The following is a 15643-nucleotide window of genomic DNA, read 5'->3' as shown; positions in this document are numbered from 1 at the left end:
ATATAAAAAGTAACGCTAAAGATAAGGATTTAAAATGTCTTCATTAAGTGCACAAAAATGCGAAGCCTGTCATGCCGATGCGCCAAAAGTATCAGACGAAGAGCTAGCGCAATTAATTACCAAAATCCCTGATTGGGTACCTGAAGTACGCGATGGCATTATGCAGCTTGAGCGTGTTTACAAATTTAAAAACTTTAAACAAGCTATTGCGTTTACTAACAAAGTAGGCGACATGGCTGAAGACGAAGGCCATCACCCAGGTTTATTAACCGAGTGGGGCAAAGTAACAGTTACTTGGTGGAGCCATTCAATTAAGGGACTACACAAAAACGATTTTATTTGCGCCGCTAAAACAGATGACGTATTTAACGCGCTGTAATACCAAACTAATTGAGCAAACCAACAAAGGCACTTATTTTTAAGTGCCTTTTTGCTTTTTAGGGAAAATAAAAGGCCAAACACAGGGAGCTTAGGCTAGGAGGCCGATATGGATTATTTAGCCCTTAACTATGTGATGCAGATAAGGGCTAAATTGGGTTAGCGCAAATTATTTGTCGGTGTTTAGCATTTCGTCATGCTCAGTCATATCCCAAGGAAGCTCGCCCGGGCTGTTATCTAAAAAGTGCAAATAGTTTTCAAATTGGTCGAGAATATCTTTCACAATATCATCTTCGCTATAGCCAAAAATATCATACGACAAACCACCACGGCGCAAGTATACCTCTGCACGACAATACGTTTCAGTGTTATCTGTTTCAGGTTTTAGCTCAGAGTGAACAAAACTAGGCATTGCATGCTCTGTTAACCTTATGTCGTATACAAAGTCCATATGTTCATGGCGTAAAACAGTTAAATGCGCGCGACATAAGTCGGCATCAAATTCTACTTCAGCATGCCATTGTCGAGATTTTAATTCTGCTTGCACTTCTTTCATCGCTTTAGTCACTACTTGGTCAATAAAGTTATGTACTTTGCTTTTGTTTGGGTAGTCGATCATGGCTGCTAAACGGCGTTTCCAATGCGATAAATTTAAATTTCTGCCGTTTAAAGTATGTGCTTGTAAGCTGGTATCGCGATGTCCTTCAATTACAAGCGCACGCCATAGGCCAACAGTGGCAATTAGCATAATAATAGCAAAGGGTAAGGCACTGGCTATTGTCATAGTTTGCAGTGCGCTGAGCCCGCCTGCCAGTAATAAAGCTGCAGCAACCGCACCTTCAAGAACCGCCCAAAATACCCGCTGCCATGCAGGAGTGTTTGCATTACCACCTGAAGCTAATGAATCAATAACGAGTGAGCCAGAGTCAGACGAGGTAACAAAGAAGGTGATAATTAAGAATACCGTTAATAGCGAAATAAAGAATGACCAAGGTAATACTTCAAATAATTGAAATAGTGCTACGGCATGGTTCGCTTGCACATCAGTAATTAAAGTGTCTAAGCCTTCATTCATGATTAAATTGAGAGCCGTATCACCAAATATCGAAAACCATAAAAATGTGAATATGGTGGGCACTAACATTACCCCAACAACAAATTGCCTGATGGTGCGACCACGGCTAATTTTTGCGATAAACATACCCACAAAAGGTGCCCAGGCAATTGTCCAGCCAAATATAAATAAGGTCCAGTTACCTATCCAGTCGCTGCGACTATAAGCTTGCAAGTTAAAGGTACGCTCAACAATACCGCTTAAGTAACTGCCAGTATTTTGTAAAAAAGATTCTAAAATATGAATGCTAGGACCAATAAAAAATACAAACATCATTAAAGATATTGCCAAGGTCATATTCAAAATAGATAAGCGCTTAACGCCTTTATCCATACCTGCTACCACAGAGATGGTTGCTGCTGCGGTTATAATAGCAATGGCTGATATTTGCACTGTGGTATTTATAGGAATGCTTGGCCATAAATAATGTAGGCCCGCATTTATTTGCGTTACCGATAACCCCAAGGTCGTGGCTATACCAAATAGAGTACCTAAAATAGCAAATATATCGACCGCGTGACCAATTGGGCCATAAATTCTATCGCCAATTAAAGGATATAACGCTGAGCGAATTGATAGGGGCAAACCATGACGAAAAGCAAAGTAGGCAAGTACTAAACCTACAATTCCGTATATTGCCCATATATGAAATCCCCAATGGAAAAATGCAATTTGCATTGCTTGTTTAGCAGCGTTAACTGTTTCTGCCGCACCCGAAGGTGGAGATGCATAATGCAATACAGGCTCAGCAACACCAAAGTAGAGCAGTGCAACACCGTAGCCTGCAGAAAATAACATAGCAAACCACTCTGCAAAGCTATATTGCGGCTCTGAGTGATCGGGCCCTAGTTTTATGTTTCCCCAACTAGAGGCGGCTACAGAGACTATAAATACTAAAAATATAGCGACAGATAACATATAAAACCAGCCAAAGGTTTCTGTTATCCAAGTAAGGGCGATACTGAATGCTTTACCAGCAAGTTCAGGGTTACTGCTCGTACCTATCACTAAAAGGAGAATGATGAATACGGCAGGCAAAAATACGGGGAGTAAAATAGTTGAGCGTAAAGCTTTTGTTGTCATATTAGTCCTTAATATTTATTGCTAACTTTAATGTATGCTTAACTACCTTATTATATTCTGGGTGTGCTTGGCTAATTTAATTACTTTTAGCTACTTCAAGTAAAGTAAACTGGTCTGAGCATTATTTATTCAAAGTACCTTTTTGCTTTTTTATTACATATTTAATAGCATGGTTAAAACAATTAAAAAAACAGCCTTAATGACCCTATCTCGTTATCACCTTGCAGCGCTAATTATTACAGTGACCTTTATAGACTCGATGTTTATTCCGCCTGTATTTGGCATACAGTGGCACAGCCAAAAATTTACCTATGAGTTGTCTACTTACCTAGTTTGGATAAAGCTGATATTGGTAAGTATTGCTACTTATGTGTTGATAAAAAGCATCAGTAAAACAAGCAAACATACTGTTCAAGCAAAATTAGTTAGCTTGCTATTGTTTATAATGGCAGGGTTGCAAATTGTAGCACTTGGGCTTACATGTATTTGGTATGTCATTGTGGGCAGTCAAGCGCAATTTTATCAGCAGCAGGAAAATATAGTAGCGTATACCAGCGATGTAGGTGCATTTGGCAGTGCGTATCATTACTTTGGTTATCAGTGTGTGGGTGAATATGGTTTTTATACATACATGCCAATAGCCACTATCGATTGGTTACGGGACATGTCATTTTATGAGAAAAACAATCAGCTAATTATTCGTTATTATGATTTTAAAACGAAAAATCAGCAGGTAAAACAAATAGACTTACATGGCTTGAGTTGTAATGGGTGATTGTAATACACAATGCCGGCTAAATAAAAAGCGCTAAACCCACAAGGGCTTAGCGCTTTTAAATACACAATTAAGGTTCAGCTAAAACACTTAACTTTAAAGTGTCGTTGGGTTTCGCTGCGCTCTACCCAACCTACTTAACTATTCATCATCAATTGAGCGGAGCAGGGCGTTGATGCCTACTTTTTCGCGTGTTTGCTGATCTACTTTTTTCACTATAATTGCAGCGTACAGGCTGTGGCTACCGTCTTTTGATGGTAGTGCGCCAGGGACTACTACTGCGCCTGCTGGTACGCGGCCGTAGTGAATTTCACCGGTTTCACGGTCATAAATACGGGTACTTTGGCTGATGTAAACGCCCATTGAAATTACCGCGCCTTCTTCAACAATTACACCTTCTACTATTTCAGAGCGTGCGCCAATAAAACAGTTGTCTTCGATGATGGTTGGGTTGGCTTGTAATGGCTCTAAAACGCCGCCTATGCCTACGCCACCCGATAAGTGTACGTTCTTACCAATTTGTGCACACGAGCCTACAGTAGCCCATGTATCAACCATGGTGCCGTCGTCAACGTATGCGCCAATGTTTACATACGATGGCATAAGTACCACGTTTTTACCTACAAAGCTGCCTTTACGCGCAACAGCATTAGGCACTACGCGCATGCCGCCCTGTTTAAATTGCTCCGGCGTGTAGTCGCTAAATTTAAGTGGTACTTTGTCGTAAAACTGATTTACGCCATCGTCCATTGCTTGGTTTTCGCGAATACGGAACGACAGTAAAACCGCTTTTTTAAGCCATTGATGTACTACCCATTCACCCGATATTTTTTCAGCAACGCGTGCTGCGCCACTGTCTAGCAGGTCAAGCGCGTCAATAATGGCTTGCTTTACTTCAACAGATACTGTGCTTGGGCTAATGCTATCGCGGTTATCCCAGGCGTTTTCGATCATCGTTTTTAAATCTGACATAGTGTCCTCTTATTCGGTTTCTGCGTTGAGTTTTTTACGCAATGCTTGATGAATTTTGGCTTGTTCTTCGTCTGTAAGTGCTTGGTACTCGTTATTAGAGACCACGAAGAAATCTTCTGCGCGCTGCCCCACTGTGGTGATACGCGCAGCGTGTATGTGTAATAAGTGTGCTTGAAAAACTTCGGCTATTTTAGTCAATAAACCGGGTATATCAATTGCTTGGATTTCAATTAGGCTGCGATCTTTACGCGGATGCGGGCGCAGCACAATTTTAGGTTTTATATTAAAGTCTTTAAAGCGTTGCGAGCGATTCTTTTTGAAGCGAATTTTTTTACGCGGCTCAAACAAGGCTTGCTCTAGGGCGCGTTTAATTGATTGTGCTCTGCCACTGGCAATTGGCTCGCCATTTACTTCTAAAATAACAAAGTTAAATAGTACGTAGCCATCTTTGGTGGTAAGTACTTGCGCGTGCTGTATTTGCGCCTTTTTAGAACCAATAACACTCACTAAGCGGGCAAATAAAGGCCCAGAGTAAGGGCTGTATACAAATACTTGGGTGCCACCGTGCATCGCTTTATTTGATACGATAACACTCGGTTGACTTAAATCTTCGCTATTAGCTAAATGCTGGCTGTGCCATGAAATTTGCTGTTCGCTAAAAGCGGTAAAGTAATTGGCTTTAAAGCGGCTCCAAATTAAATCAATTTGGTCTTCCATGTAGCCTAAGTTGAGTAATCGCTGTTTAGCTTGATGCTTTTTGTCGCGAATTTGGTCGCGTTGATCCATTGGATTTTCAAGCCCTAAACGCAGTGCGTGTTGCGTATGTAAGTAAAGCTCACGCAGCAGGGTGTTTTTCCAATCGTTCCATAAATTGTCGTTGGTGGCACGTATATCGGCAACGGTTAAGCAATATAAATAATCAAGTTGGCGCTCTGTTTTTACTCGTGTGGCAAAGTCTTTAATAACTCCAGGGTCGTTTATATCTTTACGTTGTGCGGTAACCGACATAAGTAAATGATTACTAACCAGCCATGCGATTAGTTTACCATCGGCGACAGAAAAGGCATGTAACTTTGCAAAGGCTAGTGCGTCAACAGCGCCCAGCTCTGAGTGGTCGCCACCACGGCCTTTGGCTATGTCATGAAATATACCCGCTAAATAAAGTAGCTCAGGTTTATCCATACGAGTGACTATTTCACTACAAATAGGAAATTCGCTGACACCGGTTTTATCAAAGTACTGATAAATATTATTTATTAATCTGTGGGTGTGCTCATCTACTGTGTAGGCATGAAATAAGTCAAATTGCATTTGCCCAAATATGTTTCGCCACTGCGGTAAATAAGCAGCCAGCATGCCGTGTTTATGCATTAAGGTAAACGCACGGCCCATACCATTGGGGTGCTTTATAAGACGTAAAAAAGCTTCGCGACAGGCAGCGTAATCTTGTAAGTCGCCTAGTAAACGGCGGCGCACTTGGCGAATAGTGCGAATAGTGCTGGGATAAATGTGCGTTATTTCTGGGTTGTCGGCAATATGCTCAAATAACATAAAAAGCTGATCGCGCCTAAAAAATACCGATGGGCTTTTTACTTTAATTTGATTGCCAATACGCTCAAAATTGCGATCAAGCTCTTGAATAATAGGTTGATGGTGTTTTGGCGAAATACTTTGTTCAAAGTACGCCAGCAGCATCAGGTTTAGCTCGCGTACGCGGCTCATTATTCTAAACAAACGCTTCATCATGCGCTCAACTGACGATTTACCATCGCTACCAAACCCCAGAATTTCGGCGGCTTGCGGTTGGTGATCAAACAGTAAGCGGTTTTCTGAGCGCCCTGCAGCCAAATGCAGCGCAAAACGAATATTCCATAAGTTTTCTAGGCACTCTGAAAGCTCTTGAAACTCTTCGTGAGTAAGGTAGCCATGGCTAATAAGCTCTTGTAGGGTTTCTGCTCTAAAGTGTTTTTTAGCAACCCAAATAATGGTTTGCAGATCGCGCAGGCCACCGGGGTTTTCTTTTATGTTAGGTTCGAGATTATACGCTGTGCCGTGGCATTTTCGGTGGCGTAAATGTTGCTCTTGTACTTTGGCTAAAAAAAACTCATTTGAGCGCCACACTGGCGTGTCAATTATGTGGTTTTTTAGCTTTTCAAATTCTATATGATTACCAAAAATAAGCCGGCTTTCTAATAAGCTGGTGGCAAAGGTAACGTCTTCACGTTTTTGCTCTATGGCTTGCGCTATAGTGCGAACACTGTGCCCAATCTCTAAATTGAGATCCCAAAGCATGGTAACAAACTGACCTATTTTTTCGCTGATTTCAGCGTTTGGTTGTTGTGTTACTAGTAGCAAAAAGTCGATGTCGGAATAGGGGTGTAACTCACCTCGTCCATAACCACCTACGGCTATAAGTGCTAGGTCGGGTTCGTGCGCTAAATCATAAACATGAAACAGTTTGATCAGCAAACGATCTATGAATTCAGCCCTGGCATTAATTAAATTACCAACCGGTTGTTTAGAAAACTCATTAAAAAGCCATTTATAAAAATAGCTAGAACAATCGCGATAATCACTAAGTTGCTCTGCGTCGCTAAGCAACTTTTTTACTTTGTTGGGTAATGCCACCGGGGCTGATTCCTTATTTATACGAGTTCATTTTGATAAATAAATAGCTATCAAGTTGAACGGGTATTTTAATGCTCAATGATCCTGTCGATTGTATCATCTGATCGTAGCGTTAAAATTTCAACACCATTTTCAGTTACTAACAAAGTATGTTCCCACTGGGCTGACAAGCTACGGTCACGTGTAACCACAGTCCAATCATCTTTAAGTAGTTTACATTGGCGTTTGCCCGCATTGACCATAGGCTCAATAGTTAAACACATGCCGGCTTTTAATACTTCGCCAGTACCTGCTTTGCCATAGTGCATTACTTGTGGCTCTTCGTGAAACCCTGCGCCAATACCATGGCCACAGTATTCACGAACAATTGAGTAGTTGAAGCTTTCAGCATATTTTTGAATTGCTTCGCCAATATCGCCTAAACGCACACCTGGTTTTACCATTTTAATGGCAATGTAGAGGCTTTCTTGTGTTACTTCTGCAAGGCGTTTACCTTGAATGTTAGGGGTACCAACATGGAACATTTTAGAAGTGTCGCCGTGATAGCCATCTTTAATTATGGTAACGTCAATATTAATACTGTCGCCATCTTTTAATGGCTTTTCGTTTGGAATACCATGGCAAATAACATGGTTTACAGAGGTGCAAACTGATTTTGGAAAACCATGATAATTTAATGGAGCAGGGATTGCTTGTTGCACATTAACAATATAATCATGACAAATTGTATTTAGCTCATCGGTGGTCACGCCCGGCACTACATATGGGCCGATCATTTCAAGTACATCTGCCGCTAAGCGCCCAGCTACGCGCATTTTCTCTATTTCTTCAGGGGTCTTAATAATAGCGCTCATTGAAGCTCCAAAGTTGAGTTTTTAACATTTATCGTCGCACAATTTTTGCACGCGATGTTGAGTATTTAATTTTAATATGGTATAAAGCGCGCCGTCTTTTTACAAATAAATTCTTTAATGATTTTTTGTATTTAAGGCAAACACAATTTTATTTTAACACACACACGTATCGTCACATACACTTGGGTGCATTAGAAGTTTAAATACTTCGGTGTTGGTGCTATGGGATATGTGGAGGCCTAACCCTAAACAACTATAGAGGATCTATAAAATGGCAAACGTTTCAATGCGCGATATGCTTCAAGCTGGTGTTCACTTTGGTCACCAAGCACGTTACTGGAACCCTAAGATGAAGCCTTTCATCTTCGGCACACGTAACCGTGTACATATCATCAACCTTGAGCAAACTGTACCAATGTTCAACACTGCACTTAAGTTTTTATCTGGTGCTGCTGCAAACAAAGGTAAAGTTCTTTTCGTTGGTACTAAGCGTGCAGCAAGCGAAGCAGTGAAAGAATCTGCAATCGCAAGCGACCAGTACTATGTAAACCACCGTTGGTTAGGTGGCATGTTGACTAACTGGAAAACAGTTCGTCAATCAATCAAGCGTCTTAAAGACCTTGAAATACAAAGCCAAGACGGTACTTTCGAGAAGTTAACTAAGAAAGAAACGTTAATGCTTAACCGCGAAATGGAAAAGCTTGAGAAGAGCCTTGGCGGAATCAAGAACATGGGCGGTCTTCCAGACGCGCTTTTCGTTATTGATGCTGACCACGAGCACATTGCTATCCGTGAAGCTAACAACCTAGGTATTCCGGTTGTTGCAATTGTTGATACTAACTCGAACCCAGATGGCGTTGATTTCATCGTACCTGGTAACGATGATGCTATCCGTGCGGTAAGTCTTTACACTAACGCTGTTGCAACTGCGATCACTGAAGGCCGTGAGAACACACTTGTTGCTCAAGCTGAAAAAGACGATTTCGTAGAAGCTGAGTAATTAGCTGTCTTCAAGTCTTCATCTTTTAAAGGTGAAGACTTGCTATTCTTGTAGAGCGGGTAACCCGCTTATCTAAACCTGATTCAGATTTGAGGAATTACTAATGGCTGTAACTACTGCCCTAGTTAAAGAATTACGCGAGCGTACTGGCGCTGGCATGATGGATTGTAAAAAAGCGTTAACTGAAACTGATGGCGACATCGAGTTAGCGATTGAAAACATGCGTAAAAGTGGCGCGGCTAAAGCAGCTAAAAAAGCAGGCAATATCGCTGCTGAAGGCGCTATCATTATCAAGAAAAATGGTAATGTTGCAGTGCTAGTTGAAGTTAACTGTCAAACAGACTTCGTAGCTAAAGACGTAAGCTTTTTAGCGTTTGCTGATAAAGTAGCAGAAGCTGCAATTGCAGACACTGTGACTATCGAAGACTTACAAGCTAAGTTTGAAGAAGCACGCGTTGAGCTAGTAACTAAAATTGGTGAAAACATTAACGTACGTCGTCTACAGTACATCACGGGTGAAAACCTAGTTGAGTACCGTCATGGTGATCGTATTGGTGTTGTTGTTGCTGGTGTTGCTGATGAAGAAACACTTAAGCACGTTGCAATGCACGTTGCTGCATCAAGCCCTGAGTACTTAACTCCTTCAGACGTTCCTGCTGATGTTGTAGCTAAAGAACAACAAGTACAAATCGAAATCGCGATGAATGAAGGCAAATCTGCTGAAATCGCTGAGAAGATGGTTGTTGGCCGCATGAAAAAATTCACTGGTGAGGTTTCTCTTACTGGTCAAGCTTTCATCATGGAACCTAAGAAAACTGTTGGCGAAATTCTTAAAGAGAAAAACGCAACAGTTACTAGCTTCGTACGTGTAGAAGTTGGTGAAGGTATCGAAAGAAAAGAAGAAGATTTTGCTGCTGAAGTTGCTGCACAAATCGCTGCTGCTAAAGCTAAATAAGATTAACTATTTGTGTAGGGAGTAAAAAAGACATGCAATTAATGTGTTATTTGCTTTTGCTTCACAGCTAGAAATTCTTTAAAATAACCGCGCTTTTATGTTTAACATAAGCGCGGTTATTTTTTATCCATTTTTTATAAAAGTTGGCCCCAATACTATGACTATCAATCGTAAACCTATTTTTAGACGCGTTCTTCTCAAATTAAGCGGTGAAGCTTTAATGGGAGATGAAGGCTTTGGCATCGACCCTAAAGTGTTAGACCGCATGGCTCAAGAAATTAAAGAGCTCGTAGAGCTCGACGTAGAAGTGGGTTTAGTTATTGGCGGTGGAAATTTTTTACGCGGTGGCTCGTTAGCAGAAGCAGGCATGAATCGTGTTGTTGGCGATCACATGGGTATGCTTGCAACCGTAATGAATGGTTTGGCAATGCGTGATGCGCTGCATCGTGCATTTGTAAACTGTCGTTTAATGTCGGCTATTCCACTTCATGGTATGTGTGATGCGTACAATTGGGCTGAAGCAATTAGTTTATTAAAAACGGGCCGCGTAGTTATTTTTGCAGCCGGTACGGGTAACCCATTTTTCACTACCGACTCAGCAGCCTGTTTACGTGGTATCGAAATTGAAGCCGATACGGTAATTAAAGCGACTAAAGTAGATGGCGTTTACAGCGATGACCCAGTTAAAAATCCAGATGCGACACTTTATCGTCATTTAAGTTACAATGAGATAATTGAGAAAGAATTGAAAGTAATGGATTTAGCGGCATTTACATTAGCACGCGATCATAATATGCCATTGAGCGTATTTAATATGAATAAATCAGGCGCATTAAAACGTGTTATTATGGGTGAAGAAGAGGGAACCCTTATTTCTTCACAAGCCTCAGATGAAGTAATTAAATAGATTAGGATTAAACTGTGATTAACGATATTCAAAAAGATGCGCAAGAGCGCATGCAAAAGAGTGTAGCAGCACTGGGCAGCCAGTTATCTAAGATTCGTACTGGTCGTGCTCATCCTGCATTGCTAGATGGTATTATGGTGTCGTATTATGGCTCGCCAACACCGTTAAACCAAGTTGCTAACGTAACAATTGAAGATTCACGTACACTGGCTATTGGTGTATTTGATAAGTCACTTGCGCAAGCGGTAGAAAAAGCAATAATGGCATCTGACTTAGGTTTAAACCCTATGTCAGCAGGTTCAGTTATTCGTGTACCATTGCCAGCATTGACTGAAGAACGTCGTAAAAACTTAATTAAAATTGTTCGTGGTGAAGTTGAAGGCGGTCGTGTTGCAGTACGTAACATTCGTCGTGACGCGAATGGCGATTTTAAAAACTTATTGAAAGATAAAGATATTTCTGAAGATGAAGCGCGTCAAGCTGAAGAAGCAATTCAAAAGATGACCGATAAATTCATTAAAGAAATGGATACTCAATTAGCAGCTAAAGAAGCTGAGTTGATGGAAATCTAAGAAACTAATACGCTGCACTTGGGGTAATAGATTGAACCTATTGCAAGTAAATTCAACGCAGTTAGCGTTAAAAATAGCCACTTGAAATAGATTTATTATCCCGAGTACAGGTTAAATTTATTAGTTTTGAAACGCCGGCTGGGGTATACTAGGCGGCGTTTTTTTATGGAATACTCAATATTTATGGTTCTAGATGCTGACACAATTTCACAGCAATGTTTACCTAAACATGTAGCTATCATCATGGATGGTAACGGGCGTTGGGCGCAAGCCAGAAATAGACCGCGTGTGTTTGGGCATAAAAAAGGTGTGGACGCAGTTCGTCAATCTGTACAGTTTTGTACTAAATTAGGGATACAATCGTTAACCTTATTTGCTTTTAGTAGTGAGAACTGGCGTCGACCTGAAGACGAAGTAAAAACGTTAATGGAGCTTTTTTTATTTGTACTTAGTAAAGAAGTTAAAAAGCTGCATAAAAACAATGTAAAACTGACCATTATTGGAGACTTATCGCGGTTTTCTGAAAGCTTACGCAGTAAAGTAGATACTGCTCAAAAGCTTACAGCAAATAATACCGGGCTGCATTTAAATGTTGCTGCAAATTACGGTGGACGTTGGGATATGGCTAATGCTGCTAAACAACTTGCAGAGCAAGTTGCACAGGGGCAATTAGACCCAGCCGATATTACAGAAGAGCGTATAGCACAGTACATGAGTATGGCAGATCAGGCCGAGCCTGATTTACTAATTCGTACTGGTGGCGATGTCAGAATTAGTAATTTTTTACTCTGGCAAGCAGCTTACGCTGAACTTTACTTTACCGACACACTGTGGCCTGATTTTAATGAAGCAGCATTTGCTGAGGCCATAGCGTGTTACGTTGCCAGAGAGCGACGATTTGGTTGTACGGGCGAACAAATAAAACAATTACTCGCTCAAACCTAAATAGAATAAGGGTCATAATTTTGTTAAAACAACGCATTCTAACCTCACTCGTGCTAGCACCATTAGCGCTTGCTTTGGTTTTTTACACCCCACTGACATTATTTAGTTATTTTGCGGGTGCAATTGTATTAATGGGCGCATGGGAATGGTCTGCTTTTATGGGGCTGTGCAATAAACTTAAGCGCAGCGCTTTTGTACTTTTAGTTGCCGCTTTGCTAGCGTTACTAAACCTGCACTGGCCAATCGAATCACTTTGGCAAGATGGAAAATTAGTTGGTGATGCAAATTACTTATTTACGCTGTCGTTTGCATGGTGGATTGTTGCTAGTTATTTAGTATGGCGCTACCCAGAAATGGCTAAAGCATGGAACGAAGGCATAGTAATGCGCGGTATTGCCGGATTACTAACGTTAGTGCCTTTATGGTTAGCCCTAAATACGCTGCGCAGTGCGCAATATACCGAATCTAGTCATTTTGGCTCTATGCTTATTTTAGTGGTTTTAGGAATCGTATGGAGCGCCGATATTGGTGCCTACTTTACAGGTAAAAGCTTTGGTAAGCGTAAGCTCATGCCAAAAGTAAGCCCAAATAAAACTATTGAAGGTTTAGCCGGCGGCGTTGTCGCTGCAGTTATATTTGTGCTTACATTTTGTCATTTTACCGACGTAGATTTAATTGTATGGCCAATTTACGCCATTATGACTGTGTTTATTGCCTTGTTTTCAGCGGTGGGTGATTTGCTTGAAAGCATGTTTAAACGCGAAGCAGGACTTAAAGACAGCGGTAATTGCTTGCCAGGACATGGCGGGATTTTAGATCGTATTGATAGCCTAACCGCAGCCGCACCTATGTTTGTAATGTGTTATGCGTGGACTTTGAGTTTATGAGTGAAAAGCAGCAACTGGTAATTCTAGGGGCTACAGGCTCTATTGGCCTTAATACCTTAGATGTTGTGGCAAGAAATACTCAGCAGTTTAGTGTTTTTGCATTAGCTGCTGGGAAAAATGCTAAAAAAATGGCTGAGCTATGTATTGCGCATCAGCCACGCTATGGCGTTATGGCAACACAAAGCGCTGCTAAGCAATTGTCGTTATATTTAAGTAATACGCCATGTAAAACGCGGGTAATGCATGGTGAGCAGGTTATGAGCGAGCTGTGTGGGCATCCAGAGGTTGATGCTGTCATGTCGGCAATTGTCGGCGCTGCAGGGTTGTTGCCGACGTTAAGCGCAGTAGAAGCCGGAAAAAAAGTACTGCTCGCCAATAAAGAATCTTTGGTAATGTCGGGTCAGTTGTTTATTGATAAAGTAAAACAACACAAAGCGACATTGCTACCAATAGACAGTGAACATAACGCTATTTTTCAATGTTTACCGTACTCTCTACAAAATGCGCAAGGCGATCAACACCTGCAATCTCATGGCGTAAGTAAAATATTACTTACCGGATCAGGCGGCCCATTTTTAACCCGTGATATAAATACCCTTAAAGATGTAACCATAGCAGAAGCCGTGGCGCACCCTAATTGGTCTATGGGACAAAAAATATCGGTAGATTCAGCCACCATGATGAACAAAGGGCTTGAGTTTATTGAAGCTAAATGGCTGTTTAACTGCGACCCGAGTGATATTGATGTGGTTATTCATCCACAGAGTATAATTCATTCTATGGTGCAATATCACGACGGCTCAATTTTAGCGCAAATGGGTAACCCTGATATGCGTACCCCAATTGCCCATGCATTAGCTTACCCTGAGCGCATAAATGCAGGGGTTAAGCCGTTAAATTTTTCAGATATTAGTGACTTTTCGTTCACTAAACCTGACTTTTCTCGTTACCCTAATTTACAACTAGCGATTGATGCGTGTAGCGCAGGGCAAGGCGCAACAACGACAGTGAATGCCGCAAACGAGATCGCGGTAAGTGCATTTTTAAATGGTGAAATTGGTTTTACCGATATATACACAATAAATGCACAGACTCTCGAAGCGGCCACGTACACCAATGTGCAAAGCTTAGATGAAATTTTAGAGTGCGATAGATTAGCGCGTTTAAGCGCATCGCAGTTTATAACAAAAGTGACGCATTAATATGTTCGATTTTTTTTGGAATCTCGGCTCATTTATTTTAGCGCTGGGTATTTTAGTTACAGTACATGAATACGGCCACTTTTGGGTGGCGCGTAAAGCCGGCGTTAAAGTGCTGCGCTTTTCTATCGGCTTTGGTAAACCATTGCTAAAATGGCGTGATAAATACGATACCGAGTACGTTATAGCAGCCATACCTTTGGGTGGTTATGTAAAAATGCTCGATGAGCGGGTTGATGAAGTACCTGCAAATCAGCGTCATTTATCATTTAATGCTAAGTCGGTACAAGCGCGTATAGCGATTGTTGCTGCGGGGCCCGTTGCTAACTTTATATTTGCTATATTTGCACTTGCCGTTATGTATATGGTGGGTGTGCAATCAGTAAAACCTGTTGTTGGCAGTGTGGTTGAAGGCAGTCGTGCAGCGCAAGCGGGATTAATGCCGAGCCAACAAATTACTAAAATTGGTGATGATGAAATTACCACCTGGCAAGACGCAACCTTTGCGCTTATGTCGAGTTTAGGTGATAAAAGCGTTGCAGTAACTGTACGTAACGAAAACTATCAGCTGCAAACAAAAATGCTCAATTTAGACGGCTGGAAACTTGATCAGCAAGACGTGCCACCATTGAGCTCTCTAGGCATAGTACCATTTAGGCCACAAGCAACACTTAGTATTGCTGCGGTTACTAAAAGCTCTGCTGCAGAGCTGGCAGGGTTAAAAATAAATGATACTATTGTGGCTGTAAATGGCGAAACAATAAGCAATTGGCAGCAATTAGTTAATCTTATTACCCAATCGGCTAACAAATCATTACAATTTAGTGTAAAAAGACAAGACACTATAAAAATAATATCGGTAATACCTCAAGCTAGGGTTAACGCTCAGGGCATAGAGCAAGGCTTTTTAGGGGTTGCACCAATAGTAGAAAAATGGCCGCAAGGTTATATAGAAACTAGACATTATGGCCCGCTCGATAGTATTGTGCGAGGTAGTAAAGAAACGTGGCGATTAATTACCCTTAGCTTTGATATGATAGGTAATTTAATTACAGGCCAGATTTCGGTTAAAAATTTAAGTGGCCCAGTAGGCATTGCCGTAGGCGCGGGGACTAGCGTAAGCTACGGTTTCGTTGCGTTTTTAAGCTTTTTAGCACTGATCAGTGTTAACTTGGGTGTATTTAATTTATTGCCCTTGCCAGTGCTTGATGGCGGACACTTAATGTATTACATAATTGAACTTTTTCGTAAAAAGCCAGTCTCTGAAAAGACACAAGAGTTTGGTTTTAAAGTGGGTGCGTTACTACTCATTTTTTTAACATGTTTCGCTTTGTTCAATGATGTATCGCGTTTGTCGTTTTAACGTGACAATGA

General features: G+C 41.2%; 14 protein-coding genes. 10 read left to right on the top strand and 4 right to left on the bottom strand.

All coding sequences use genetic code 11. The features are described from left to right. Positions 1 to 34: 34 nt before the first annotated feature. On the top strand, positions 35 to 379 hold the full coding sequence (locus AAEY55_RS00375) for a 4a-hydroxytetrahydrobiopterin dehydratase (RefSeq protein WP_011328700.1): 345 nt from the start codon (positions 35 to 37) through the stop codon (positions 377 to 379). Between the two features lie 168 nt (positions 380 to 547). Here the strand turns inward: AAEY55_RS00375 and AAEY55_RS00370 are convergent, their stop codons facing one another. Beyond that, the gene (locus AAEY55_RS00370; protein WP_350549561.1) at positions 548 to 2575 is read right to left on the bottom strand and encodes a BCCT family transporter; all 2028 of its coding nucleotides are present in this window, start codon (positions 2573 to 2575) and stop codon (positions 548 to 550) included. A gap of 199 nt (positions 2576 to 2774) precedes the next feature. Here AAEY55_RS00370 and AAEY55_RS00365 point away from each other — a divergent pair, with 199 nt between their 5' ends. Next, positions 2775 to 3350 carry a hypothetical protein gene (locus tag AAEY55_RS00365; RefSeq protein WP_147207655.1) on the top strand — a complete coding sequence of 192 codons (576 nt, stop codon included), beginning with the start codon at positions 2775 to 2777 and terminating at the stop codon, positions 3348 to 3350. Positions 3351 to 3491: 141 nt separating this feature from the next. Here AAEY55_RS00365 and dapD read toward each other — a convergent pair whose 3' ends face one another. From dapD to map, 3 genes are all read right to left on the bottom strand, one after another. After that, a complete protein-coding gene (gene dapD / locus AAEY55_RS00360; protein WP_011328697.1) occupies positions 3492 to 4322 on the bottom strand; it encodes a 2,3,4,5-tetrahydropyridine-2,6-dicarboxylate N-succinyltransferase in 831 nt (276 codons plus the stop codon). A 9-nt stretch (positions 4323 to 4331) separates the two neighbouring features. Further along, positions 4332 to 6950, bottom strand: a complete 2619-nt coding sequence (gene glnD, locus AAEY55_RS00355) for a [protein-PII] uridylyltransferase (RefSeq protein WP_089368557.1) — start codon at positions 6948 to 6950, stop codon at positions 4332 to 4334. Positions 6951 to 7018: 68 nt separating this feature from the next. Then, complete coding sequence (map, locus tag AAEY55_RS00350) at positions 7019 to 7804, bottom strand: type I methionyl aminopeptidase (protein ID WP_011328695.1); 786 nt, start codon at positions 7802 to 7804, stop codon at positions 7019 to 7021. A gap of 271 nt (positions 7805 to 8075) precedes the next feature. Here map and rpsB point away from each other — a divergent pair, with 271 nt between their 5' ends. The 8 genes from rpsB to rseP all read left to right on the top strand — a co-directional run bounded on the left by rpsB (position 8076) and on the right by rseP (position 15632). Then, positions 8076 to 8804 (top strand): 30S ribosomal protein S2, encoded by a 729-nt coding sequence (rpsB, locus tag AAEY55_RS00345; protein WP_011328694.1) that lies wholly within the window; start codon positions 8076 to 8078, stop codon positions 8802 to 8804. A gap of 103 nt (positions 8805 to 8907) precedes the next feature. Then, positions 8908 to 9759 carry a translation elongation factor Ts gene (tsf, locus tag AAEY55_RS00340; protein ID WP_011328693.1) on the top strand — a complete coding sequence of 284 codons (852 nt, stop codon included), beginning with the start codon at positions 8908 to 8910 and terminating at the stop codon, positions 9757 to 9759. Between the two features lie 157 nt (positions 9760 to 9916). Beyond that, positions 9917 to 10666, top strand: coding sequence for a UMP kinase (gene pyrH / locus AAEY55_RS00335; RefSeq protein ID WP_011328692.1), 750 nt, complete (start codon positions 9917 to 9919; stop codon positions 10664 to 10666). A gap of 50 nt (positions 10667 to 10716) precedes the next feature. Continuing rightward, positions 10717 to 11238, top strand: a complete 522-nt coding sequence (gene frr, locus AAEY55_RS00330) for a ribosome recycling factor (protein ID WP_011328691.1) — start codon at positions 10717 to 10719, stop codon at positions 11236 to 11238. Between the two features lie 165 nt (positions 11239 to 11403). Further along, positions 11404 to 12183 carry an isoprenyl transferase gene (locus tag AAEY55_RS00325; protein WP_011328690.1) on the top strand — a complete coding sequence of 260 codons (780 nt, stop codon included), beginning with the start codon at positions 11404 to 11406 and terminating at the stop codon, positions 12181 to 12183. Positions 12184 to 12203: 20 nt separating this feature from the next. Further along, a complete protein-coding gene (locus AAEY55_RS00320; protein WP_011328689.1) occupies positions 12204 to 13070 on the top strand; it encodes a phosphatidate cytidylyltransferase in 867 nt (288 codons plus the stop codon). Then, entirely contained in the window at positions 13067 to 14272 is a 1206-nt protein-coding gene (gene ispC / locus AAEY55_RS00315) for a 1-deoxy-D-xylulose-5-phosphate reductoisomerase (RefSeq protein WP_350549800.1), read from the top strand. The genes AAEY55_RS00320 and ispC overlap by 4 nt, the downstream gene beginning before the upstream one ends. A 1-nt stretch (position 14273) precedes the next feature. Continuing rightward, on the top strand, positions 14274 to 15632 hold the full coding sequence (gene rseP / locus AAEY55_RS00310; protein WP_350549556.1) for a sigma E protease regulator RseP: 1359 nt from the start codon (positions 14274 to 14276) through the stop codon (positions 15630 to 15632). Positions 15633 to 15643 lie beyond the last annotated feature (11 nt).

The organism is Pseudoalteromonas sp. 120-MNA-CIBAN-0494, from assembly GCF_040308885.1.
Classification (GTDB): domain Bacteria; phylum Pseudomonadota; class Gammaproteobacteria; order Enterobacterales; family Alteromonadaceae; genus Pseudoalteromonas; species Pseudoalteromonas nigrifaciens.
This window is presented reverse-complemented; position numbering and strand designations above follow the sequence as displayed.

Coding starts and splice junctions, on each gene's coding strand:
- AAEY55_RS00375 (WP_011328700.1), top strand. CDS start 35: ATGTCTTCATTAAGTGCACAAAAATGCGAAGCCTGTCATGCCGATGCG.
- AAEY55_RS00370 (WP_350549561.1), bottom strand. CDS start 2,575: ATGACAACAAAAGCTTTACGCTCAACTATTTTACTCCCCGTATTTTTG.
- AAEY55_RS00365 (WP_147207655.1), top strand. CDS start 2,775: ATGACCCTATCTCGTTATCACCTTGCAGCGCTAATTATTACAGTGACC.
- dapD (WP_011328697.1), bottom strand. CDS start 4,322: ATGTCAGATTTAAAAACGATGATCGAAAACGCCTGGGATAACCGCGAT.
- map (WP_011328695.1), bottom strand. CDS start 7,804: ATGAGCGCTATTATTAAGACCCCTGAAGAAATAGAGAAAATGCGCGTA.
- rpsB (WP_011328694.1), top strand. CDS start 8,076: ATGGCAAACGTTTCAATGCGCGATATGCTTCAAGCTGGTGTTCACTTT.
- tsf (WP_011328693.1), top strand. CDS start 8,908: ATGGCTGTAACTACTGCCCTAGTTAAAGAATTACGCGAGCGTACTGGC.
- pyrH (WP_011328692.1), top strand. CDS start 9,917: ATGACTATCAATCGTAAACCTATTTTTAGACGCGTTCTTCTCAAATTA.
- frr (WP_011328691.1), top strand. CDS start 10,717: ATGCAAAAGAGTGTAGCAGCACTGGGCAGCCAGTTATCTAAGATTCGT.
- AAEY55_RS00325 (WP_011328690.1), top strand. CDS start 11,404: ATGGAATACTCAATATTTATGGTTCTAGATGCTGACACAATTTCACAG.
- ispC (WP_350549800.1), top strand. CDS start 13,067: ATGAGTGAAAAGCAGCAACTGGTAATTCTAGGGGCTACAGGCTCTATT.
- rseP (WP_350549556.1), top strand. CDS start 14,274: ATGTTCGATTTTTTTTGGAATCTCGGCTCATTTATTTTAGCGCTGGGT.